This window comes from Photobacterium makurazakiensis (assembly GCF_050336715.1).
Classification (GTDB): Bacteria; Pseudomonadota; Gammaproteobacteria; order Enterobacterales; family Vibrionaceae; genus Photobacterium; species Photobacterium makurazakiensis.
In genome coordinates this window covers 13,038-37,037 of record NZ_JAKJSJ010000015.1, presented here as the reverse complement: position 1 = coordinate 37,037, position 24,000 = coordinate 13,038, and the positions used below count along the sequence as shown (strand labels likewise).

Annotated in this window: 18 protein-coding genes; 6 read left to right on the top strand and 12 right to left on the bottom strand. The window is 43.2% G+C overall.

All coding sequences use genetic code 11. The annotated features are described in order from the left end of the window. Positions 1 to 451: 451 nt before the first annotated feature. The 7 genes from gnd to L4D09_RS07380 all read right to left on the bottom strand — a co-directional run bounded on the left by gnd (position 452) and on the right by L4D09_RS07380 (position 10,005). Positions 452 to 1,900 (bottom strand): decarboxylating NADP(+)-dependent phosphogluconate dehydrogenase, encoded by a 1,449-nt coding sequence (gene gnd, locus L4D09_RS07410; RefSeq protein ID WP_428456852.1) that lies wholly within the window; start codon positions 1,898 to 1,900, stop codon positions 452 to 454. A gap of 10 nt (positions 1,901 to 1,910) precedes the next feature. Then, positions 1,911 to 2,624: a 6-phosphogluconolactonase gene (gene pgl, locus L4D09_RS07405; RefSeq protein ID WP_428456851.1), complete on the bottom strand. Its 714-nt coding sequence runs from the start codon at positions 2,622 to 2,624 to the stop codon at positions 1,911 to 1,913. A 4-nt stretch (positions 2,625 to 2,628) separates the two neighbouring features. Beyond that, on the bottom strand, positions 2,629 to 4,128 hold the full coding sequence (zwf, locus tag L4D09_RS07400; RefSeq protein ID WP_428456850.1) for a glucose-6-phosphate dehydrogenase: 1,500 nt from the start codon (positions 4,126 to 4,128) through the stop codon (positions 2,629 to 2,631). A gap of 218 nt (positions 4,129 to 4,346) precedes the next feature. Beyond that, entirely contained in the window at positions 4,347 to 5,939 is a 1,593-nt protein-coding gene (locus L4D09_RS07395) for an ABC transporter ATP-binding protein (protein WP_428456849.1), read from the bottom strand. Between the two features lie 3 nt (positions 5,940 to 5,942). Continuing rightward, entirely contained in the window at positions 5,943 to 6,959 is a 1,017-nt protein-coding gene (locus L4D09_RS07390; RefSeq protein WP_428456926.1) for an ABC transporter permease, read from the bottom strand. Positions 6,960 to 6,964: 5 nt separating this feature from the next. After that, the gene (locus L4D09_RS07385) at positions 6,965 to 8,050 is read right to left on the bottom strand and encodes a microcin C ABC transporter permease YejB (protein ID WP_428456848.1); all 1,086 of its coding nucleotides are present in this window, start codon (positions 8,048 to 8,050) and stop codon (positions 6,965 to 6,967) included. A gap of 152 nt (positions 8,051 to 8,202) precedes the next feature. Continuing rightward, positions 8,203 to 10,005 (bottom strand): extracellular solute-binding protein, encoded by a 1,803-nt coding sequence (locus L4D09_RS07380; RefSeq protein WP_428456925.1) that lies wholly within the window; start codon positions 10,003 to 10,005, stop codon positions 8,203 to 8,205. 324 nt (positions 10,006 to 10,329) lie between these two features. Between L4D09_RS07380 and L4D09_RS07375 the strand changes: the two genes are divergently transcribed. The 3 genes from L4D09_RS07375 (at position 10,330) to fusA (ending at position 14,031) form a co-directional block, all read left to right on the top strand. Then, positions 10,330 to 10,665, top strand: a complete 336-nt coding sequence (locus L4D09_RS07375; protein WP_428456847.1) for a PBPRA1643 family SWIM/SEC-C metal-binding motif protein — start codon at positions 10,330 to 10,332, stop codon at positions 10,663 to 10,665. Between the two features lie 138 nt (positions 10,666 to 10,803). After that, positions 10,804 to 11,262: an RNA methyltransferase gene (locus L4D09_RS07370; protein WP_428456846.1), complete on the top strand. Its 459-nt coding sequence runs from the start codon at positions 10,804 to 10,806 to the stop codon at positions 11,260 to 11,262. Positions 11,263 to 11,943: 681 nt separating this feature from the next. Then, on the top strand, positions 11,944 to 14,031 hold the full coding sequence (gene fusA / locus L4D09_RS07365; protein ID WP_428456845.1) for an elongation factor G: 2,088 nt from the start codon (positions 11,944 to 11,946) through the stop codon (positions 14,029 to 14,031). Positions 14,032 to 14,098: 67 nt separating this feature from the next. Here the strand turns inward: fusA and L4D09_RS07360 are convergent, their stop codons facing one another. The 5 genes from L4D09_RS07360 to L4D09_RS07340 all read right to left on the bottom strand — a co-directional run bounded on the left by L4D09_RS07360 (position 14,099) and on the right by L4D09_RS07340 (position 19,672). Then, a complete protein-coding gene (locus L4D09_RS07360; RefSeq protein WP_428456844.1) occupies positions 14,099 to 14,908 on the bottom strand; it encodes an ATP adenylyltransferase family protein in 810 nt (269 codons plus the stop codon). Positions 14,909 to 15,356: 448 nt separating this feature from the next. Then, positions 15,357 to 16,538 carry an amino acid permease gene (locus tag L4D09_RS07355; protein WP_428456843.1) on the bottom strand — a complete coding sequence of 394 codons (1,182 nt, stop codon included), beginning with the start codon at positions 16,536 to 16,538 and terminating at the stop codon, positions 15,357 to 15,359. Positions 16,539 to 16,651: 113 nt separating this feature from the next. Continuing rightward, entirely contained in the window at positions 16,652 to 16,801 is a 150-nt protein-coding gene (locus tag L4D09_RS07350) for a hypothetical protein (RefSeq protein WP_428456842.1), read from the bottom strand. Between the two features lie 281 nt (positions 16,802 to 17,082). Next, positions 17,083 to 17,334 carry a hypothetical protein gene (locus L4D09_RS07345; RefSeq protein WP_428456841.1) on the bottom strand — a complete coding sequence of 84 codons (252 nt, stop codon included), beginning with the start codon at positions 17,332 to 17,334 and terminating at the stop codon, positions 17,083 to 17,085. 121 nt (positions 17,335 to 17,455) lie between these two features. Then, positions 17,456 to 19,672, bottom strand: a complete 2,217-nt coding sequence (locus L4D09_RS07340) for a hypothetical protein (protein ID WP_428456840.1) — start codon at positions 19,670 to 19,672, stop codon at positions 17,456 to 17,458. A 397-nt stretch (positions 19,673 to 20,069) separates the two neighbouring features. Here L4D09_RS07340 and nirB point away from each other — a divergent pair, with 397 nt between their 5' ends. From nirB to L4D09_RS07325, 3 genes are all read left to right on the top strand, one after another. After that, positions 20,070 to 22,619 carry a nitrite reductase large subunit NirB gene (gene nirB, locus L4D09_RS07335; protein WP_428456839.1) on the top strand — a complete coding sequence of 850 codons (2,550 nt, stop codon included), beginning with the start codon at positions 20,070 to 20,072 and terminating at the stop codon, positions 22,617 to 22,619. After that, the gene (gene nirD, locus L4D09_RS07330; RefSeq protein ID WP_428456838.1) at positions 22,616 to 22,942 is read left to right on the top strand and encodes a nitrite reductase small subunit NirD; all 327 of its coding nucleotides are present in this window, start codon (positions 22,616 to 22,618) and stop codon (positions 22,940 to 22,942) included. The genes nirB and nirD overlap by 4 nt, the downstream gene beginning before the upstream one ends. 142 nt (positions 22,943 to 23,084) lie before the next feature. Continuing rightward, positions 23,085 to 23,939 carry a formate/nitrite transporter family protein gene (locus tag L4D09_RS07325; RefSeq protein WP_428456837.1) on the top strand — a complete coding sequence of 285 codons (855 nt, stop codon included), beginning with the start codon at positions 23,085 to 23,087 and terminating at the stop codon, positions 23,937 to 23,939. The last annotated feature ends 61 nt before the right edge of the window (positions 23,940 to 24,000 follow it).

The following is a 24,000-nucleotide window of genomic DNA, read 5'->3' as shown; positions in this document are numbered from 1 at the left end:
ATGCTTCGTCAGTATAATAAGCAAATTGTAAGTGTTTTGTTAAGGATTTTATTTTGTCACTCAATTCAACGTGATTACCAGCACGATACAGCAACATTTAAACAACAAACTGATATTTAAACTGGATATAATGAAATTATTGGCCTATATGACCATTTTTCAGGAAAATTCAGCCAGGAAAATTGCACAATAAACAAGCAAACAAACCTAAAAACCTTTAGAGCATCACAATTTTCACCTAACACTAACTAAAATTAGAGACATAAATCTACTTTTACGTTTTTCTAGAAGAGACTCGCGAGTTATAGACATAGTGTTAAATTATCGATCATATGAAGCTACCAGCATAATATACTTGAGCTTGAAATAAGATATGACATTTTTATTTTATAAATAAAAAACGCAGGCCGAAGCCTGCGTTTTATTATGAATAACCTAATACAGTTAAACGTTACACATCATAAGTTGTTGATGAAATATCGCCGCCTGTACCTGTCCAATTCGTATGGAAAAACTCACCACGTGGACGGTCAGTACGCTCATAAGTGTGAGCACCGAAGTAGTCACGTTGAGCTTGAAGTAGGTTAGCAGGAAGACGAGCTGTCGTATAACCGTCTAGGAACGTTAGTGCAGACGTCATACACGGCATTGGGATACCCGATTCCATTGACTTAGCAGCCACTTTACGCCATGCAACCATACAGTTGTCTAGAATGCCCTTGAAGTAAGCATCTGAACCTAGGAATGCGATCTCTGGGTTTGCTTCATAAGCATCACGAATGTTGCCTAGGAACGCAGAGCGGATGATACAACCACCACGCCACATTAGTGCAACATTACCGTAGTTTAGATCCCAACCATTTTCGTTCGACGCTTCGCGCATTAGCATGAAACCTTGAGCGTAAGAAATGATCTTAGAAGCGAGTAGCGCTTGACGGATTGCATCAACCCACTCTTGCTTGTCGCCTTCAACTGGAGAGACTGTCTTACCGAACAGTTGCTCAGCTTCAACACGTTGGTCTTTAAGTGCAGACAGGCAGCGAGAGAATACAGACTCAGTGATTAGCGTTAGTGGGATACCCATGTCTAATGCGTTGATGCCCGTCCACTTACCTGTGCCTTTTTGGCCAGCAGTATCTAGGATCTTCTCTACTAGCGCTTCACCATCTTCATCTTTGTAGCCAAGGATGTCAGCAGTGATTTCTACTAGGTAGCTGTCTAGCTCAGTTTTGTTCCAGTCAGCAAATACAGCCTGCATTTCGTCGTGGTTCATACCTAGGCCATCTTTCATGAACTGGTATGCTTCAGTGATCAGCTGCATGTCACCGTATTCGATGCCATTGTGAACCATCTTAACGAAGTGACCAGCACCGTCGTTGCCAACCCAGTCACAGCAAGGCTCACCAGCGTCAGTTTTCGCTGCAATACCTTGGAAAATAGGTTTAACATGTGGCCATGCATCAGGGGAACCACCAGGCATGATTGAAGGACCGAAACGAGCGCCTTCTTCACCACCAGAAACACCAGTACCGATAAAGTGGATACCTTTCTCACGTAGCGCTTCAACACGACGGTTTGTGTCTGGGAAGTTAGTGTTACCGCCATCAATGATGATGTCGCCTTTGTCCAGAAGTGGTACAAGCTTGTCGATGAACGTGTCTACAACGTCACCAGCACGAACCATTAGCATCACTTTACGTGGCGCTTCTAGCTTCTCAACGAGCTCTTCTAGAGAGTAAGCACCAACAATGTTGGTCCCTTTAGCTGGGCCTTCTAGGAACTCGTCTACTTTAGCAGCAGTACGGTTATGAGCCACAACTTTGAATCCGTTATCGTTCATATTAAGGATCAAGTTCTGACCCATTACAGCTAGTCCGATAACACCAATATCAGCTTTCATTTACTTCTCCTTATGCCAGCTCTTTGGCTGCTTCTGAATCTAAATACCATTCTGTGATGCCCGTTTTGGCTTTCACTTTCGCTGCTGGATATAAATCAGCGGCTGGGGCTTGTTCGACAATTTCTTTTAAAACATCAGCTTTACTAGCACCAAGTACTAAGTATGTGATGCGTTTTGCGTTTTCAAGCAAATGTGCCGTTTTGGTAACACGAATTTGACGTGATTCTGGATGTGCAGCAATGGCAGCAATATCTGTTGTTTTATAATCAGTTTGCCCAGGGAATAACGATGCTGTATGACCGTCTGTGCCCATCCCTAACAACACCCAATCAAACGCTGGTGCACCGTTTTCTTCCGGTATAACGGATTGCATTTCTTCTGCAAAGCGAATTACTTCCATTGCCGCGAACTCTTCACCGCGAATACGGTGGATGTTCTCCGCAGGTATAGCAATATGGTCAAATAAAAGCGCTTTTGCCTGACCGTAATTACTTTGTTCGTTGTCAGGTGCTACGCAACGCTCATCACCCCACCAGAAGTGTAAATTCGCCCACTCAATACTCGTCGCATAGTCTGAACCAGCTAGAAATGAGAATAACTGTGATGGTGTACTACCACCAGATAATGAGATATGTACAGGACGGCCTAGCTGGCTATATTCCTTTAGGCTTTCAGCAAGCGCTTCAACAACGTTTGCTGAGCTTTCAAATACTTGGTAATTCATTTACTTATAGCTCGCAGTAATCTGTATTCGTCAGGTTTTTACATGGGAAACGCCATTCACGATTATCGCCAGACAGCAATTCATCGGCTTCTTTAGGGCCCCATGTACCCGCAGCGTATCCATATAGGTGCTCTGGGTTTTGCTTGTATTGCAGGATCGGTTCAACGAACTTCCAACACGCTTTCACCGCATCGGTACGGGCAAATAACGTAGCGTCACCTTTCATCGAATCTAGCAACAAACGCTCGTAAGCGGTAAGCATATGGGTTTCTTCTAGGCTTTCATAATGAAAGTCCATCGACACTTCTTTAGCTTCAAAGCCCGCACCCGGCTTTTTAAGACCGAAACTCATTAAAATGCCTTCATCAGGCTGAATACGAATAATCAGTTTATTTTCAGGCGCATTAGCACCAAATACGGGATGTGGTGTTTTCTTGAAGTGAATAACAACTTCCGTTACCCGAGTAGGTAGACGCTTACCAGTACGTACATAGAACGGCACACCATTCCAACGCCAGTTGTCGATAAACATCTTCAAGCCGACATACGTCTCGGTACGAGAATCTTCTGCTACACCAGGTTCTTCACGATAGCCGACTAGATGATCATTACGTACATCAGACTCCGTATATTGCCCCAAGACGAGGTTATTTTTTAAATCGTTGTCAGATAACGGTTTCAAGCTCTGGAAAACTTTCATCACCTCGTCACGCATCGTATCAGCATTGATTGCTGCAGGTGGCTCCATACCAACCATGGCTAATACTTGAAGCAGGTGGTTCTGGAACATGTCACGAACCGCGCCAGCACCATCGTAGTAACCACCACGCTCTTCTACCCCAAGGAATTCCGCTGCGGTAATTTCAACATAATCAATGAAATTACGATTCCAAAGAGGTTCAAACATACCATTGGCAAAACGGAAAACCAGAAGGTTTTGGACTGTTTCTTTACCTAGGTAGTGGTCGATACGGTAGATTTGGTGTTCTTGGAAATGAGCATGGAGATCTTTATCTAGCTGCTCCGCAGTGGCAAGATCATAACCGAATGGCTTTTCAACGATTAAACGCTTCCAACCATTCTGTTCGGTATTCAGGCCGTGAGCCGCTAGACTCTGAGGGATAACGCTGTAAAGACTTGGGGGAGTTGCTAGATAGAAGGTGGTATTACCTTGAGTTTGATAAACCGTTTCTATTTCATCAAGGCGATGTTTTAACTTTGCGTAATCTTCAACATCTGATGTATCAATCGCTTGATAATGAAGCCGCTGACAAAAGGCTTCAAGAGTGTCAGAGTCGACCTTTTCGTTTTCGGTTAATGACGCTTTCAGCTTCTGCTGAAACTCTTCATCAGAATAATGCGTTCGGCTAACCCCTAAAATGGCGAACTCTTCTGAGAGTAATCCGTTGGCATAAAGATGATAGAAGGCTGGAATCAACTTGCGATGGGTTAAATCACCCGACGCACCGAAGATGACAATACAATTATTTTCAGGCTTGACCATAATGCTTTCCCACTCACCTGATTCCATCAGGGCAAGTTATTCATTTTATTAATTTCGCACGATACTATCACTAACTAACAAAAGTGATAGTAGGTTTTACCTATAGGATTGATAGGTAAAACATCGGAATGCTGAAATAATAGTCAAGCACGAAAAAATCGCTCTAAAAACACCCACCCCTGACACAATAATTAACCATTTAAAAGTGGTATTACCAGCTACCCAGCTGTTAATGAAACTAATTGCTGTGTGTATGCTTGTTTAGGTTGAGTGAATAAAGTTTCCGTATCGCCATGCTCAACAACCTGCCCTTGTTTCAATACTAACGTGTAATGACATAACGACTTTACGACATTAAGATCATGGCTGATAAACAAATAACTAAGCCCATGTTTATGCTGAAGCGATTTCAATAGATCTAATACCTGAGACTGAACGGTTCTATCTAATGACGATGTGGGTTCGTCCAAAAGAATGAATTCGGGCTTGAGTACAATTGCGCGTGCAATCGCAATGCGTTGACGCTGGCCACCTGAAAACTCATTTGGGTATCGATGCCGGGTGGCAGGATCAAGCTCTACTTCCTTCATTGCATCGCAAATCACCTGCTCTTCTTGCTCTGGTGTGAGCGACTTATGAATTTTTAGTCCCTCACCAATAATTTGAGCCACAGACATGCGCGGGTTTAGTGCCGAAAATGGGTCTTGAAAAACAACTTGCAGCTTACTACGAAACGGGAGCATTTCTTTACGGCTTAACCGAGAAATATCCTGGCCATCAAACTCAATATGACCTTCACTGTCTAACAGCTTTAGAATTGCCATACCTGTCGTCGACTTGCCTGACCCGCTTTCCCCAACGAGCCCAACACTGTGGCCTTTTCGAAGTAAGAAACTCACATCAGTTACGGCTTTGATATGCCCTTGAACGCGTTTTAATATCCCGCCTTTAATCGGGAACCACACACATAAATCGTTCACGTTAAACACTGGCTTAGCATTCATATCAACAGGTACTGGCTCCCCCGTAGGATCTGAATTGATCAACTTAATGGTGTACGGATCTTGTGGGTTATTAAACACCTCGTCTTTGGTGTTAGTTTCAACCACTCTCCCAAGTTGCATTACCGCTACCCTATCGGCAATTTTTCGAACAATGCTTAAGTCATGGGTAATAAACAGCATTGCCATCCCCAGCTCTTGCTGAAGGTCTTTGAGTAAATCAAGGATCTGCGCTTGCACAGAGACATCTAACGCTGTAGTCGGTTCATCTGCAATCAGTAACTCTGGCTCATTAATCAACGCCATCGCAATCATTACCCGCTGCCTTTCACCACCTGATAGTTCATGGGGGTACGACTCTAATCTTTTCTCTGGATTACGAATGCCGACTTTTTTAAGCCACTCAAGTGCTTTTTTTTGCGCTTCACGCTGCCGTGTACCCCGATGAATCGCCAGAGTTTCACATAACTGACGTCCGACTTTGTGTAGTGGGTTCAGTGACATCATCGGCTCTTGGAATATCATCCCGATCCGATCACCCCGCATACGCCGCATCTCCCGCTCGCTGCAAGTCATCATATCAGTCTGATCATACTTAACATGCCCATCAAGGTAACGGGCTGATGATTTAGGCAGTAAGCGAAGGATCGCATTTGCCGTTACCGATTTACCTGAACCACTTTCGCCCACCAGCGCGAGGGTTTCTCCCTTATGGATAGCAAGGCTGACGTCTTGAGTGACTTGGTTAATGCTTTTTCCACTTTGAAAACCCACCGAGAGGTTCTCGATTGTCAGTATTGGTTTCGACATAATTTATCTCTGATGGTGGGGATCAAATGCATCACGTACGGCTTCACCGACAAACACCAGTAAGCTCAACATAATAGAAAGAACAACAAAAGCCGATAAGCCCAGCCAAGGCGCTTGCAGGTTTGTTTTACCTTGAGCGAGCAGCTCGCCTAATGACGGAGAGCCTGCTGGCAAACCAAAGCCAAGGAAATCTAACGAGGTTAATGTCGTTACCGAACCACTTAAAATAAACGGCATCATAGTCAGCGACGCAACCATGGCATTTGGCAGCATATGGCGTAACATAATGCGACCATCACCAACACCAAGTGCTTGCGCCGCACGGACATAATCAAGATTACGGCAACGTAAAAACTCAGCCCTTACCACACCGACTAACCCCATCCAGCTAAAAAGCACCATAATACCAAGCAGCCACCAGAAATTAGGTTCAACAAAACTCGATAAAATAATCAGCAAGAATAAGGTCGGCATGCCAGACCACACCTCGATAAATCGCTGTCCAAATAGATCTACCCAGCCACCGTAGTAACCCTGACAAGCCCCAACAATAACGCCAATGACGGTTGATATTACTGTTAACGCGAAACCAAATAGTACCGAGACTCGAAAGCCATAAATTATCCGAGCTAAGACATCACGTCCTTTATCATCTGTTCCTAACCAGTTAACACTGTCTGGTGCCGAAGGGGCTGGTCCTGTTAAGTCATAATTAATGGTGTCGTAACTAAAACGGATGATCGGCCAGATCATGTAGCCATCCGCCTCGATCAACTCAGCGACATAAGGATCGGTATAATCCGCTTCAGCATCGAATTCTCCGCCAAATTCTGTTTCTGAGTACTGTTCAATAATTGGGAAATACCAATCTGACTGAAAATTGATCACCAGGGGCTTATCATTGGCGATGATCTCTGCAAATAACGTGATCACAAATAAGAAAGCAAAGATCCAAAGCGACCAATAGCCTCTTTTATGGGCTCTAAATCGACTCCAACGTTCCTTGGTTAATGGATTCATTTTCACTAACGAGCCTCAAAATCAATGCGTGGATCGACCAATGTGTAGGTAATATCCGAAATAATATTTAATAACAACCCCAGTAACGTCATGATGTATAAAGAGCTAAACACCACAGGGTAATCACGTTGAATGGTCGATTCAAATCCTAACAAGCCGATACCTTCCAGTGAAAACATGACTTCAATCAGCATTGCACCCGTGAAAAAGATACTGATAAACGCAGCAGGAAAACCCGCAATAATAATCAGCATTGCATTTCTAAATACGTGCCGATAAAGAATATTACGTTCATCCAAGCCCTTTGCACGTGCTGTTACGACATACTGTTTGTTAATTTCATCAAGGAATGAGTTTTTAGTCAGCATTGTAAGTGTGGCAAAACCGCCAATGACCATGGCAATGATCGGTAACGTTAAATGCCAAAAATAGTCCACGACTTGCTGGAATAAATTCATTTGGTCAAAGCCAGATGAGACTAAGCCTCGCAATGGGAACCAGCTGAAATAGTTGCCACTCGCAAAGAAGATAATAAGGATGATCGCAAATAGAAAGCCTGGAATGGCGTAGCCAATAATAACAATCGCACTACTCCAAACGTCGAAACGTGAACCATGCTTAATTGCTTTTGCTACACCAAGGGGGATAGATACAAGGTAAATAATTAACGTGCTCCATAACCCTAATGAAATAGAGACAGGCAAACGCTCAATGATTAAATCAATAACATTGCCGCCTTTAAACAAACTTTCACCAAAGTTAAATGTTGCGTAGTTCTTGAGCATGTCGAAGTAGCGTTCATGCATTGGTTTATCAAAACCAAATTGTTTCTTAATTGCCTCAACAACTTCAGGGTCTAAGCCTCGCGAGCCTCGATAGCCAGAGCCGTTATCTGAAGGCTCTAAACTGCCAACTTCTTGCCCACCTCCGGTAAATCGCTCCATGATGCCAGACCCATGGCCTTCCAGCTGAGCAACCGCTTGTTCAACTGGCCCACCAGGGGCAATTTGAATCACGAAAAAGTTAATCGTGATAATTGCCCACAGTGTGGGAATAACCAGTAACAATCGGCRAATAATATAGGCGGACATAATTCCCTTGCTTAAATATTAATAAAAAGCATCAATAACAAACATCAAAAACAAACATCAAACCGCAACAATAGAAGGTCGAATCAGCTAACTCAATAACAGACCGACCATCAACTTCTTTCTTACGCTATACATCTGGTATAGCGCACAACTCAACGGCGTTTCTCTGGTAATTTGGCTGCCTTCACAGGATCAATCCACCACGTATCTTTACCCAAGTTGTACTTAGGGCGTAACTCAGGACGCGAGAATTTATCCCAACTTGCTACACGGAACTTACTGATGTGCCATTGTGGGATCACAAAAAAGTTCCACTGTAATACTCGGTCAAGCGCTCGGCCAAGCTCTAATAACTTTTCTGGGTTTTCCTGATTTTTAACGATTTGCTCTGTTAGATAATCAATAGATGGGTCTTTCACTCCAGCAGTATTGTAAGTGCTATCAATAAACTGGCTATTCCAAGCAATTAACAGGTTCGGGCTCGGATAGGAGTTTGCACTGTATCCCGCAGAAACCATTTCAAAATCACGGTCTCGTAGACGCTTAATATACTGTGTGGTATCAACCGTTCTTAACTTCATGTCGATACCCAATAACTTCAAGTTCTTCTGTACCGGTATCGCTAAACGCTCTGTAGTTGGGCTATACATAAGAAGTTCAAAGCTAAAGGTTTCGCCTGTTTCGACATTCGTCATAACTTTATTTTGTACTTCCCACCCCGCCTCTTTCATTAACGCTAAGGCTTTACGTAGCTGAACCCGAATACGGCCACTACCATCAGTCACTGGTGGCTCATAGCTTTCTGTAAACACTCGCGCTGGCACTTTATCTTTTATTGGCTCCAAAACCTCGAGTTCACCTTTCGAAGGTAAACCTGTCGCTTCATATTCTGTGTTTTGGAAGTAACTGCGAGTACGGTTGTATTGGTTATAGAACAGACTTTTGTTCATCCATTCAAAATCCATGGCATATGACAACGCTTCACGCACTTTAGGGTCACTAAAATATGGACTTTCCGTATTGAACACAAAGGCTTGCATTGACTGCGGTATCTGGTGGGAGATTTCTTCTTTTACAATGTAACCTTTATCAAAGTTATTACCTTGGTACATAGTTGCCCAAAACTTGGCGACATTTTCTTCACGAATATCATACTCACCCGCCTTAAATGCCTCTAAGGTGACCGTTTCATCACGGTAATAGTCATATTGAATCGTTTTAAAGTTATTACGGCCAACATTCACGGCTAAGTCTTTAGCCCAGTAATCATCAACCAATGAATAAGTGACACTTTGGCCTGCTTTATAAGAGGAGATCTTATAAGCACTACTGCCAACAGGAGGCGTGTTTAATGGTTGGCTTAAGTCTTTGTCTTTCCAATAGTGCTCGGGTAATACATTCATGCCCTGTACCATCGCGAGTAATACTTCGCGATTAGGCGTTGCCATTTCAATGCGGGCTGTCAGCGCTGATTTAACGCTCACTGATTTCACATCTTTAAAATAGACTTTATATTGCGCAACCCCTTGAGCCATAAACTTATCGAAGGTAAAAGCAACATCGCTCGCTGTTATGGGTTCACCATCATGGAAGCGAGCTTTAGGGTTAATATCAACTTCCATCCAGCTATAATCATCTGCATAGCGGACTTTCTCGGCTATTAGCGGGTAAAAGCTATCAATTTCATCACTGGATGGCACAAACAGCGTATCGTAAATCGTATCGCTACCTGCTGCCGACACCCCGCGAGACGCATAGCGGTTAAAACTATCAAACGTCCCGACTTGCGCGTAGGTAACTTGGCCACCTTTTGGTGCTTCGGGGTTAACATAATCAAAATGGGTAAAATCGCTAGCGTACTTTGCTTCACCGAAACCGACTAATGATGTTGTCTCTATCACCTCTGTTGCATGTATAGAGCCTGTTACCAATAACATCATCATGGTTGATGACATGCGCTTTATCATCTACGCCTCCCTGCAATAACTCATCAAGAAAATTTAAGCTTTTCATTATTCTACGATAGGACAGTAATCATGATTCAACAACCACTCAATAGTGTGGTAACGAACCTGTGATCCTTAATCCGTTATCTATCGCGATTGTGCCTAAATCTTCATCAGTACCATTGTTATGATGCTTATAATGAATAACTTAGAGGTTGATGACGTGATTTCTCACCGTCACAGACTTGCAGCGGTGTAAGTAAGGAGCTAATATCGCGACCTTTCGCGCTAGCGAACACCTTTTAGCACTACTTCGCGATACAGGATCACGACATGTCAAAATTCTTCTTTAAAGGCCGCATCGAAAAAAAACCTAAGCATGAAAGCTATGGCTACAACACAAAACGAGCGGCAAAGTTAGGAACTGAAACTAACCCTCTTCCTTTGACGGTGAACAGCGAAGAAAAGAAAGCTGAAGTTGAAGCGCTACTAGAACAGCACCAATTGTTTGCCGTTATCATCGTAGACAGTGAAGCCGAGGAAAACATGGCTGAACTTGAAACCATAATTAACAAGCCAAAAACAACGGTATTTAAAAAAACGCCAAACCGAAATGACCCATGTTCATGTGACAGCGGTAAAAAATTCAAGAAGTGCTGCGGTAAATAATACGCAACAACACCAGCAAAACCCTTTCGATAATAGAGAGGGTTTGCCTTCCGACTTATTAGGTTGACAAATCTCTGCAAATCCCCATAAAAATCCGTATAATCCCGCTTCATTTTTAACTTTCAAGATGTACACGATATGAGCAAAGGTTACTCCTGTGTGGGGCTTTTCAATCCCAAAACCCCTGAGAACGTCGGTTCGGTAATGCGCGCAGCTGGCTGTTATGGCGTTAATTCTGTTTTTTACACAGGGACTCGCTACGACCTTGCCAAAAAATTCTGTACCGATACTAAAAATGTTTGCCTCGATATTCCATTAATTGGTGTGCAAGACCTGAAAGACATTATTCCCCATGACTGTGTGCCAGTAGCCGTGGACTTGATTGAAGGGGCTAAACCATTACCCGATTACAAGCACCCTAAACGCGCTTTCTATATTTTTGGCCCAGAAGACAACACGCTGAAAAAAGAGATCACCGAGTTTTGCCGTGAAACCATTTATGTGCCGACCACAGGTTGTATGAACCTTGCAGCGGCTGTGAATGTTATTCTTTATGATCGCATGGCGAAGGGTGAAAATTTTTCTAACCACAAATAGTGGCACGACCATACCTCGCTCTTTCCCAAATAGAACGGGATAATACGCAACATGCCGCATTATTCCGTTTAGAACCGACGACTAACGCTCAGTTCATTTGCCTCTCTATTAATAGTAGTTAACATGTTGCACATGATCGCTACTCATACAGTTCAATCTAATCCGTTATAAATATCCTTATCTATATGTACAGTGAACATATGCATACCAAACATTCCTGCATCTTCACCCCAATGGCAACGTGATTTATCCTTGGCTTAAACAAAGTGTACACTCTGCCTTTACCATATTTTGCGATAGCGGTAATAGTTGCCACCGCTGCGATGGGAAAATTGCCGTCATCGGTGGAATGAGCTCTTTAAGCAGACTAGACTTAGTCCGATTTCAGTCTTCCTTTTTGTTAAACGTTAATCGAATCCTCAAGATCTGAAGGCTTAAAGTAGAAAAGATGAAAATTAGCTGTGCAAATAAACGTCCATGTACTCGCTATTTTTCCGTAAATTCTCTTAATAGCCTGATGCCCCTGTGGTTTTATTGAGCATTTGGTATGGAAATGAAGAAAAGGCGAAGCAAAAACAGGCAAATGTGTATTTTATAGTGCATGGGCTATGTAATCTTTGTTTGAATCAGTGATATACTCCCGCCCTAACATGTGACCGTAATTGTTGATAGAGAAAAACAATGACAGATTTATCTAAATACAGAAACATTGGTATTTTCGCGCACGTTGATGCGGGTAAAACCACAACTACTGAGCGTATCCTTAAGCTTACTGGTAAAATCCACAAAACTGGTGAAGTTCACGATGGTGAGTCTACGACTGACTTCATGGAACAGGAAGCTGAGCGCGGAATAACTATCCAGTCAGCAGCAGTAAGCTGTTTCTGGGACAACCACCGTTTTAACGTTATCGATACTCCGGGACACGTTGACTTCACAGTAGAAGTTTACCGTTCTCTTAAAGTACTTGATGGCGGTATCGGTGTATTCTGTGGTTCTGGTGGTGTTGAGCCTCAGTCAGAAACTAACTGGCGTTACGCGAATGATTCAGAAGTAGCTCGAATCATTTTCGTAAACAAACTAGACCGTATGGGTGCAGATTTCTTCAGCGTTGTTGATCAAATCAAAAAAGTACTAGGTGCTGTACCTCTAGTTATGACTCTTCCAATCGGTCGCGAAGATGACTTCGTTGGTGTTGTTGACGTACTAAGCCGTCAAGCATACGTTTGGGATGACACTGGTCTTCCTGAAAACTACGAAATCAAAGAAATCCCTGCGGATATGGTTGATGACGTAGAAGCGTACCGTGAAGAGTTGATCGAAACTGCTGTTGAGCAAGACGATGACCTAATGGAATCGTACATGGAAGGTGAAGAGCCTACCATCGAACAAATCAAAGCTTGTATCCGTAAAGGTACTCGTACTTGTGATTTCTTCCCTACTTACTGTGGTTCTGCATTCAAAAACAAAGGTATGCAGCTTATCCTTGACGCTGTTGTTGACTACCTACCGTCTCCAACAGAAGTTGACCCACAGCCACTAACTGATCCAGAAACTGGCGAGCCAACTGGCGACGTTGCTACTGTATCTGTTGATGAGCCACTAAAAGCGCTTGCGTTCAAAATTATGGACGACCGTTTCGGTGCACTTACTTTCATCCGTATCTACTCAGGTAAACTGAACAAAGGCGATACCATTCTTAACAGTGCAACTGGTAAGACTGAACGTATCGGCCGTATGGTTGAGATGCAAGCTGATGAGCGTAACGAACTAACATCTGCACAAGCTGGTGACATCATCGCTGTTGTAGGTATGAAGAACGTTCAGACTGGTCACACGCTATGTGATCAGAAACACGAATGTACGCTTGAAGCAATGATCTTCCCAACTCCAGTAATCTCGATTGCTGTTACGCCGAAAGACAAAGGCGGTTCTGAGAAAATGGGTATCGCGATCGGTAAAATGGTTGCAGAAGATCCATCTTTCCAAGTTGAAACTGACGAAGAAACTGGCGAAACCATCCTTAAAGGTATGGGTGAGCTTCACCTAGACATCAAAGTTGACATCCTTAAGCGTACTTACGGTGTTGACCTAGTTGTTGGTGCTCCTCAAGTTGCTTACCGTGAAACTATCACTAAGCCTGTTGAAGATAGCTACACGCACAAGAAACAGTCTGGTGGTTCTGGTCAATTCGGTAAGATCGACTACGTGATGAAGCCGGGCGAAGTTGGTTCTGGTTTCTCATTCAAGTCTTCTGTTGTGGGCGGTAACGTTCCTAAAGAATTCTGGCCTGCAATCGAGAAAGGCTTCAAGGGCATGATGGATACTGGTGTTCTTGCTGGTTTCCCTGTTCTTGACGTTGAAATCGAACTTCTAGACGGTGGCTTCCACGCAGTCGATTCATCTGCAGTAGCATTTGAAATCGCAGCGAAAGGCGCATTCCGTCAGTCTATGCCTAAAGCGGGTGCACAACTTCTTGAGCCTATCATGGCTGTAGACGTGTTCACTCCTGAAGATCACGTTGGTGATGTTATCGGTGACCTTAACCGTCGTCGTGGCATGATCAAAGATCAGATGGCTGGTCTAACTGGTTCACGTATTAAAGCTGACGTACCACTTTCAGAAATGTTTGGTTACATCGGTCACCTACGTACAATGACTTCTGGTCGTGGTCAGTTCTCTATGGAGTTCGCACACTACGCACCATGTCCTGCTAACGTTTCTGAGCAGGTTATTGCAGACGTTAAAGCAGCTAACGAGAAGAAGTAATTCTTCCCTAGCCTTTAACTGATACTAACCCCAACAATGTAAATTGTTGGGGTTATTTTTTATTCCTCTATCCTCTTGCACATTCCTTTAAATAGTTCATCAAGCCATACCGTATTAACCATTGTTGATGCTCAACACTTTTCACTAAAAAACGCCCGCTATAATTAAACCCATTCGAAAAAACACCTTGAATATTATTCTTCGTTCTAGGTATGACGACCATCCAGTTACGGCTTAACAGCAGGTTATATGGCGATAGCTCTCCTCCTCTACCTTTGCCTAGTCCGAGGGCATCAATCGCGTCATGGTAATAGTCATAAAGGTATTCGGCTGCTAAGTGATGATTGTCTATCGGAAATACGCAATGACTGAAAGGGAAGCTCCCCTCACTAATGATAGTATTCAACGGTATAGGTGTTCTAACTAGCTGCATGTGACGATGAAGCTGACTGGCTCCGGCAACAGGGCCACTATTAAAAAACCCAAATACATCTGGCTCTGTGAATCCTAGTAACCATGAATCAAAATCAGCTTGGTTTAATAGTGAAGACTGAGGTACAAACTCTTTACTGCATATCAGTAAGTGCGGAGAAAGCACAGGAAACTTATTTAATAAGCAAACATGCTCGCTACCGGCCTCTGCAACGAACAATGCTTGCTCATAAGGTAAAAATGGATTGGCCTTCATATTTCTTGCGATTATTTTTTTGGCGATCGTTTGTTCTGCAATTGGTTTTTTCTTTGCGTTAGGAGTAAGTACATGAGTGAGGTAACAAACTCCCTCTTCTTCGACCTCTTCAGCGTCTGTCGCTATAGGCATCAACGCGCCTACTTGCAGCGCAGATTCACTTACCTCTTCTGCAGTAGCCCAAAACATGCTATCCCATCCCACTCGCTGAACCATTACCTTAACTATACGCCTTGATGTGCGACAGCTAAAAGTACGGTTATTGAATGCTTATTTACCGAAGAAGGTATGATATTGTCCTATCAAAACTCAGGTGTACATATAACTTTACAACCCCTCCAATTTCACGAGTCACCGTATTTCGCCCTATGCTAGCTCATAGAAAAGAAACTTTGTATTATCAATGCCATTGGAAACACTGCTTCATTCTATTCCCTACGTACTTTAAACAAGTACGCTAATAGTACTCCAGAGCAGTTTGAGATCTTTGTTTGGTCGCATAAGATTTCTCCCGCAATTTTGTTTGGTCGCAAGTTGCAACTCCAAACCACAGGAGCCTAGCTCCGATATGCTTAGGCATAAAAAAAGGCGTTCACCTTTACTGGTAAACGCCTTTTTCTGTATCTAATATTACGCCTTAGATAAGCTCTGCAGCCAGCAAGAAGCAACCAAACAAAAAGCTTAGCCCCATTGCTAATTGTCCACCGCCTGCTTGATATACCGCACCTGTTACATCAACAACAGCATTATCATCATATTGCTTATCACCACGTAGCTTCATGATCATCGCCATCGGAATAAACACAGCCAAGAACACAAGAATAATACCAGCGTAGCCCAATACTGAAAGAAATTGGTCTGCAGCAGCAAGCGCTCCAACTAACGGTAAAATAAAGGTCAAACAATACGTTACAGCACGCTTTTGTTTAAACGTATCAGCGTTTTGGTCGAAGAGTGCCATTGCCACACCCAAGAATGAGGTCAGTAGTGCTAAGCCCGTAAACACAGACAAGACTACATTGATCATGCTGTGGTTTGCACCTAGAACCGCAATAAGGTCAGAAACACTTGAGAAATCAACCATTTGCTCTGCACTCAAATTCCCCATCGCAGCATATAACCATAATAGGTAGCTAAATAATGGGATTAATGAGCCTACGACAACCATGTTGCGTAATTGCTTATGTGTCGCTTCTTTGTTGTAGGTAACAAGTGAGGGAATAACGACCATAAAACCAAAGCTAGTAAATAATACCGAACTCGTTTTAATCAAATCAATTTTACTGTCACTTGTCGCAACCAACAGGTTGTCCATCGTAATCGTTGGAACAAGAGACACTAACGTAAGTAACAGCATCACAACCATTACCGCAAAGAGTGCGCGATTCAACTTATCAATAACGGCAGTACCAGCCGCGACCACAAGGCCTGCGAGCAATGTAAAGGCAATTTGGCTTTGCATCATACTTAACTCAAGGCCGATGCTTGATAGCATCTTCATCACTAAGTCGCCAGCACCAATGATATAAGCCATCAGTAAACAAACAAGTAATGCGTACAAGAGGCCATTCGTAACAATCTGCCCGCCTTTGCCTAGAGTCTTTCTCGCAATGGTGTTCATACCAAGGCCGCCACCGGCTTTTATACTTGCTTCAAGTAATAGCAACGCGGCATAGGTAGTGCCTAACCAAATCACCAGCATTAGCAGCGTGCCCCACATAAGGCCAAACTGCGCTAACACCATAGGAATAGCCAACATACCAGCACCAAGTGCTGTACCTGCAATAATTAGAGAGCTTCCAAGTAGCTTTAAATTCACAATATTTTCTCAAAGGTCGTGTCTATCCGCAGCTAGCTAAGCTAGTAGCCAATAGATAAAAAGTATTTAGTTCTTATTTCAATGCCATATCACCGCAAGGGGCAATAGCGCAATTAATCGCGAGAGGTACTAAATCGATATGCAGCAATAAAGCCGAAAGACTGGAAGCGAGAAAACTGAGTTTGCAGGTGCGGGGTTGCACTGACGTGCATTCGCACATCATTTTGAGCAGGCTGGTTATGCCCGACAAGTTGAATGTTCATTTATCGTACTCCAAAAAACGATATTTCCCTGTTAGTAAAGCAAACATCCATTGATTGCCCTGATTTTGTTTGGTCATGGAGCAACTTATATGGCAAGAGCCCTTACATCAACAACCAAAAATGAAATGTATGATTCCATTTTTATTGGGTTATATTTCTGTAAGTATTCCATCAGAAAAAAGTAAGCCCTTTGAACTCGGTGGAGTAAAGTTCAAAGGGCTTTAATTAGGTATGTAAGCGAGATAACTTGTTGATAACGATATGGGGCTTATATCGATAACTTATGCAAAATCTATTTTTGACGCCATTAATGTGAGCTTGTTAAACGAAGAAGGATAGACGCTTATGGTACTGCCATCATCAAATTGAATGCCGTCATAAAAATTCACACCCCACTTCACTCGAGTGAATCGCGCAGAGCGTGCTTTACTATAAACAGCTTCAAGTGCATTTAAGGCACCTTGTTTCTTTACTTGCTCTAAAATTGCTGGGCTTAAAAGCTTTTCGGCCACTGACTTTGCTGTTGCAGTCATCCCTGCCTCCATTGAACTCATCATTATCTTGTTTTACCAAAATAATGATGAGTTGCAAGAGATAATCATTAACTTGATTACTTCAAGCCCTATCGCTAAACAGTTTTAGTGAATTTTGTGATTAATGCACAATACTACTGTCTTCAATTTCAACCGTTTTACCACCAGAAGAAATGAAGCTGACAATTGCCTTTTGTTGCATTCTCATCGAATCTTCAATATCACCAATATGTTTCATAAAACCGACATCACCCAATGTCATTGGTCGACCTTCAGGGTAAAGCGGATCTGTGTAAATTACTGGCCCTTCATACGGGAACAGATAAGTACCATGGCCGCCATGTTTAGCTCGAACAACGCCACGTATCACTTCATCTTCAGGAACTACCGTATTAGTAGAAATACCTGTTAGCGCCAAATGCTCAATCAATGGCTCAGTGCCAACTAATGGTTTATCTGGAACAGTATTTACCACAACATTATCAGGTATGTAATCCACGCCTTCTTCGCAAGTCTCTGGCTTGTAATAGTCACAAGTCCCAGCCGCTTCAATCAATAAGATTGGCTGCTCTTTATTTTCAAATTGACGCTGAATAAAGTTTGCTGGATCACCCGCATCCACCGCAGTTTGGACTGCTGGGAACATGTCTTTGGTCACCATTTCATAGAACATCGTTTCTAGCTCATTAACTTGCTGACGGTTTGCTTCACTTTCAAGCTTATATTGGAACAGGGCATTCAAACCCTCTACCTTAGTATGTAGCTCATCATCATACACTCCGATAATACCAGCAACCGCAAGCTGGATATCACTTGATTTCTTGATCTCATTAGCAACGTCACCACCAAGTAGAGGCGAATTCATTACAAGATCAGTTAAGTGCATTCCGGGTACAACAAGGCTCACAGTAGAAAATTCAAACTCTGCATCCTTTTGTGATAAATCACTGACCATGGTTGATATGATTCCCCCTAGTGAATGCCCAATCAAACTAATATCTGAACTGTCAACGTAACCTGTGCTGTTCAATGCCTTACGTAGGCTAAGCTGATCAATCACTGCCTGACGCTGGTTATCTCGCAGGGTCAACGGACTTAATAGGTTTAAATAAACCGATTTATCTTCATTCTCTTCGGTACTTGTCGTTGTAATATCAAGTATCCCATCACCATTTAAATCAACGCCACGTTCGCCATGAAGCGGCTGATCAATTGCAATGACTAAACGGTTTGTGTCTGTAACACTTTTCGCCATGGTTTGCGCCGATTCTTTCCACCCCGTAATACCATGTACAAAAATTGATGCAGGTAATTTCCTAAATTGACTAGGATCCCAACCATTGGGTGCATAGATAATAACAGGGATATCTTGCTCACTTTGCGCTATCGGCTCAGGATTTGAGCCATGAACAAACTGTCCGCTACCATCTTGCCACCAGCTGTATAACGGTTCACAGTAGTCAATTTTATCCGCCTCTATCACTCGGTAATCTTCTGAGTTTTCGGTATATAAAGCAGCTACTTCACAATTTGAACTATTAGGCATTTCAAGGTAATACGGTACTGTAATCGTTGCTTTATAGGTCCAAACATCAGCGCCAGCATCATCAAGAAGAACCTCAACATTTTCCAACGCTTGCTCAGGGATGTTGTTCATTGCAGCATCCATCACCGGATAAATACTCTGAGTCGTAAAGCGCGTACTATATACAATTTCATCAGCCACACCTGCCACTTCAAGCAATGAATGGTTGCTCTGAATTTGGCTAACAGCATTGTCACCTAATGCATGGTTGAGGTTGTCACCATTCAATATGCTTTGGTAGCTAATTGAACGTTTAAGCGGTGTACCGGCACTATCTGTAATGCCGTTAGACAGCGCTAGGATAAAAGTGGTGGATTCGGGTAATACCTTCTTTGGTAAAACACGGATATCGCCCTCTTCTGTTACATCAACAACAAAGTCTTCATTTGGAATAAGCAACTCACCAGAATCAACATTTAAGATATATGTTTTTTCAGTCAGTGTTGCCGTATTCACTCCCCCTTCGGGCCCTGATAGCGGTATTACAATTGGATAACCTGTTGACCACCCATCAAGTGCGCCATACACATTTTCATAATCACGATAGTCAATAGTTTCACCGAGTGATTCGACTGGCAGCTCTAATGTTCCGTCACTATCGCTAAGTAATAGGTCATTAGGATAAGTCACATCACTAAGGTTATATAAAACATACTGACTTGTATCCGATGTCGACTCATCTTCATCAATACAAGCGGTAAGTGCTCCTGCAAGCACAGGAATGAAACATAGAGATAATTTATTTTTATTCATTATGGGTTCCGTAGGTTTATTCAACAACGTTCAGACGCCCGGTTACCCTAAAATCCCAATGTCAGAGCAATGTAAAATACCGCCCGTAAACAACTGATTTAACATATTATTTATATTTTTAGATTTATAGGCAGCACGAAGAATATAAATATTGTTAAGTTAAGCATTTATCCCCCTCAAACCAATCGCATACATTTATACAAGCCATTCATCTCTTTGTAATATTTCTTCATATGAAACCAGTGGTTATTAACAAGATCCAGCCTAAGCTATTGATTATTTTATTGGGTACCACTTAGGTGGTATTTAAAGTGGCAATTGATTTACATCATATTTAATTACATTCTGAATTATTACACTGCTCGAAATAATTACCGCTTTGTTACTAGAGGATCTTATGAGCAAAGTCAGATTGGCTGTAATTGGCAACGGCATGGTGGGTCATCGCTATCTCGAGGAACTTGTCGATAGAGCTGACTTAGATAATTTCGAAGTCACCGTTTTTTGTGAAGAACCTAGGGTCGCCTATGACCGTGTTCACCTCTCTTCCTACTTCTCCCACCATACTGCTGATGAGCTTTCTCTAGTAAAAGAAGGCTTCTATGAAAAACACGGTATTAATGTCCTCCTCGGCGAACGTGCCATTACCATTAACAGAGCACAAAAGATTATCCACTCTAGCTCTGGCCGTGAAGTTCATTACGATAAACTCATCATGGCAACTGGCTCATACCCTTGGGTCCCACCAATCAAAGGTAATGAAGGCAAAGACTGTTTTGTTTACCGTACCATCGAAGATTTAAAAGCCATTGAAGCAACAGCAAAACGTAGCAAAAGTGGTGTTGTCGTTGGTGGTGGTCTGCTCGGCCTTGAAGCAGCCGGTGCTCTGAAAGCCCTTGGTGTTGAAACCCATGTTATTGAGTTTGCCCCCGTATTAATGGCTGAACAGCTTGACCCTCAAGGTGGCGAGCAGCTTAGAAAAAAAATAGAAACACTCGGTGTTAAAGTTCACACCAGCAAAAACACCACGGAAATTGTCGCTTCTGGTGAAACAGCGCGTAATACCATGAACTTTACTGATGGCACATCACTTGAAGTCGACTTCATCGTATTTTCTACTGGCATTCGTCCGCAAGACAAGTTAGCAATGCAATGTGGCCTAGCCACAGGCCGACGTGGCGGTATCGCAATTAATAATAGCTGCATCACTTCTGATCCTGATGTCTATGCCATTGGTGAGTGTGCGTCTTGGAATGAAATGTTCTATGGCCTTGTCGCTCCAGGTTACAAGATGGCACAAGTTGCCGTTAGCCATTTGATTGGTGAGCAAAACCAATTTGAAGGGGCTGATATGAGCGCTAAGCTGAAACTGCTTGGCGTTAAAGTGGGGAGTATCGGTGATGCCAATGGTCGTACCCCAAACTGTAAAAGTTATGTGTACCTCGATGAAAACGAAGAAGTCTATAAGCGTATTATCGTATCAGAAGACGGTAAGCAGCTACTTGGCGCAGTGCTAGTTGGCGACACGTCTGACTACGGTAATCTGCTTCAGCTAAAACTCAACAATATTGAGCTACCAAAGCACCCAGATACGCTAATTTTACCTGCTCATGCTGGAGCCGAAAAACCAGCCATGGGCGCAGATTCACTGCCTGACACTGCTGTGATCTGTTCCTGTTTTGATGTGACTAAAGGAAAAATTGCCACCGCGGTTGCAGATGGCAACACAACACTGGGCGAAATTAAATCAATAACAGGTGCTGGTACTGGTTGTGGTGGTTGTCTACCTCTTATTACGCAAGTACTGAATGCCGAGTTGGCAAAAGCTGGAATTGAGGTTAATAACCACCTTTGTGAGCACTTCGAGTACTCTCGTCAGGAGCTTTTCCATTTAATTCGTGTAGAGGAAATTAAATCTTTCGACGAGTTATTAGAAAAATACGGGAAAGGATACGGCTGTGAAGTGTGTAAACCCGCTGTCGGCTCTGTACTTGCTTCGAGCTGGAACGATTACGTATTAACGCCTCAGAATACACCGTTGCAAGATACCAATGATATCTTCCTTGGCAATATGCAAAAAGACGGCACCTACTCTGTGATTCCACGTATGGCTGGCGGTGAAGTTACGCCGGAAGGCTTAAAAGCCGTCGCTGAAGTGGCAAGTGATTATAATCTTTACACTAAAATCACCGGTGCCCAGCGTATTGGTTTATTTGGTGCACAAAAAGATGATCTTCCAGCGATTTGGAACAAGCTTATCAATGCTGGTTTCGAAACGGGCCAAGCCTATGCGAAAGCACTACGAATGGCAAAAACCTGTGTCGGCAGCACTTGGTGTCGATACGGTGTTCAAGACAGTGTTGGCTTGGGTGTCGAGCTTGAAAACCGCTATAAAGGCATTCGTACTCCACACAAAATGAAATTCGGTGTGTCGGGCTGTACGCGCGAGTGCGCCGAGGCACAAGGCAAAGATTTAGGTATCATTGCAACAGATGCTGGTTGGAATATGTATGTGGGTGGCAACGGTGGTATGAAACCTCGTCATGCCGAACTGCTTGCAGCCGATCTTGATAAAGCGACGCTTATCAAATACATCGACCGTTACCTAATGTTCTATGTGCGTACTGCAGATAAGCTTCAGCGTACTTCTGTATGGCTTGAGAACCTAGACGGTGGTATCGACTACCTCCGTGAGGTGATTGTCAGCGATAAACTGGGTATTAACCAGCAACTAGAAACGGATATCAACAAACTGATCGCAAGCTACCAGTGTGAGTGGACAACCACACTTGATAGCGAAGCACAGTTGAAGCGTTTCAGTCACTTCATCAACTCAGATCAACGTGATAATAACGTCGTCTTTGTCTCTGAACGAGACCAGCACCGTCCGGCGACAGCTGACGAAAAAGCCCCTATCTACAATATCTCACTGGAGGAAACCGTATGAGTCAGTGGACTTCAGTTTGTCAACTCGATGACATCATTCCAGGTACAGGCGTATGTGCACTTGTAAATGGCGAACAAGTCGCAATATTCCGCCCTTCTGCAAATGAAGTGCTTTTTGCGATTAACAATATGGACCCATTTGCCCGTTCGAATGTGTTATCACGTGGCATGATCTGCGAGCATCAAGGTGAGCTTTGGGTCGCCAGCCCGCTAAAAAAACAACGCTTTAACCTAACGACAGGTGTATGCATGGAAGATGAGCGTTTCAATATCAAAGCTTTCAAAGTGCGCGTTACTGGCGAACAAGTGGAAGTGGCTGTTTAAGATAATTAGGCACGAGATTTAATAGCTAAAAGGCTTCCTGTCCTGCACTGGATTTTTGTAGGGGAAAGAAGGTGACGCTCAGGGAGCCTTTGACTATTTAATCTTAACTTTTAATTTTAAACTTTAGACAATAAGGATCATTATGTCTTACTCCAAACCTGCTGAATTCGTCCAGACGATGATAAATACCGGCGAAGCGAAAGTACGTACATCTACGCGTGACCTAATTTTACGTGGCACGATGGCGGGTATTATTCTTTCTCTAGCCGTAGTAGTAGCGATTACAACAATCACACAAACTGGTGTCGGCATTGCTGGTGCACTCGTCTTCCCTGTCGGGTTTTGCATTCTAAGCCTGATGGGTTACGACCTTGTTACAGGCGTTTTCGGCCTTGCACCGCTGGCTAAATTTGAAAACCGCAAAGGCATTACTTGGGGCCGAATCCTACGTTGCTGGGGCTATGTCGGTTTAGGTAATCTTATTGGCTCTCTCATTGTTGCTTTCCTTGTTGCACTAACATTCACGATGAACTTCAGTGCTGAGCCAGGGGCTGTAGGCCAAACATTTATTAAAGCCGCAACAGCACGTACAGTAGGTTACGCTGAGCATGGGATGAATGGCTGGATCACAGTCTTCGTTAAAGGCATTCTTTGTAACCTGATGGTTTGTTTAGGTGTTATTGGTAACATGACTGCACGCAGTGTCGCTGGGAAAATTGCTGCTATGTGGTTACCAATCTTCATTTTCTTCGCACTTGTTTTTGAACATGCTGTCGTCAACATGTTCCTATTCCCACTTGGTATGATGCTAGGCGCTGATTTCAGTATCGCAACTTGGTTGAATTTTAATCTTATTCCAACCATCCTTGGTAACCTCGTTGGTGGTCTTTTATTTACGTGTGTTCCTTTGTACCTAACTCACGCCAAAACAGCCCCTGCTATTGACGTAGAAAATGATATCGACGTTAATGCAGAACCAGCATTAAGCACAAATTAATCACCTTTTGGGCCCCATACACTATGTGTGGGGGCCAATTTCACATTCACCAGCTATGGTA

Excerpts from the sequence above, each read along its gene's own strand:
- L4D09_RS07380 (WP_428456925.1), bottom strand. The coding sequence starts at position 10,005 with ATGTCATCAACCATGATGATGTTATTGGTAACAGGCTCTATACATGCA.
- nirD (WP_428456838.1), top strand. The coding sequence starts at position 22,616 with ATGAGTCAGTGGACTTCAGTTTGTCAACTCGATGACATCATTCCAGGT.
- L4D09_RS07340 (WP_428456840.1), bottom strand. The coding sequence starts at position 19,672 with ATGAATAAAAATAAATTATCTCTATGTTTCATTCCTGTGCTTGCAGGA.
- fusA (WP_428456845.1), top strand. The coding sequence starts at position 11,944 with ATGACAGATTTATCTAAATACAGAAACATTGGTATTTTCGCGCACGTT.
- zwf (WP_428456850.1), bottom strand. The coding sequence starts at position 4,128 with ATGGTCAAGCCTGAAAATAATTGTATTGTCATCTTCGGTGCGTCGGGT.
- L4D09_RS07395 (WP_428456849.1), bottom strand. The coding sequence starts at position 5,939 with ATGTCGAAACCAATACTGACAATCGAGAACCTCTCGGTGGGTTTTCAA.
- L4D09_RS07325 (WP_428456837.1), top strand. The coding sequence starts at position 23,085 with ATGTCTTACTCCAAACCTGCTGAATTCGTCCAGACGATGATAAATACC.
- gnd (WP_428456852.1), bottom strand. The coding sequence starts at position 1,900 with ATGAAAGCTGATATTGGTGTTATCGGACTAGCTGTAATGGGTCAGAAC.
- nirB (WP_428456839.1), top strand. The coding sequence starts at position 20,070 with ATGAGCAAAGTCAGATTGGCTGTAATTGGCAACGGCATGGTGGGTCAT.
- L4D09_RS07345 (WP_428456841.1), bottom strand. The coding sequence starts at position 17,334 with ATGACTGCAACAGCAAAGTCAGTGGCCGAAAAGCTTTTAAGCCCAGCA.
- L4D09_RS07390 (WP_428456926.1), bottom strand. The coding sequence starts at position 6,959 with ATGAATCCATTAACCAAGGAACGTTGGAGTCGATTTAGAGCCCATAAA.
- pgl (WP_428456851.1), bottom strand. The coding sequence starts at position 2,624 with ATGAATTACCAAGTATTTGAAAGCTCAGCAAACGTTGTTGAAGCGCTT.
- L4D09_RS07360 (WP_428456844.1), bottom strand. The coding sequence starts at position 14,908 with ATGTTTTGGGCTACTGCAGAAGAGGTAAGTGAATCTGCGCTGCAAGTA.
- L4D09_RS07375 (WP_428456847.1), top strand. The coding sequence starts at position 10,330 with ATGTCAAAATTCTTCTTTAAAGGCCGCATCGAAAAAAAACCTAAGCAT.
- L4D09_RS07350 (WP_428456842.1), bottom strand. The coding sequence starts at position 16,801 with ATGAACATTCAACTTGTCGGGCATAACCAGCCTGCTCAAAATGATGTG.
- L4D09_RS07370 (WP_428456846.1), top strand. The coding sequence starts at position 10,804 with ATGAGCAAAGGTTACTCCTGTGTGGGGCTTTTCAATCCCAAAACCCCT.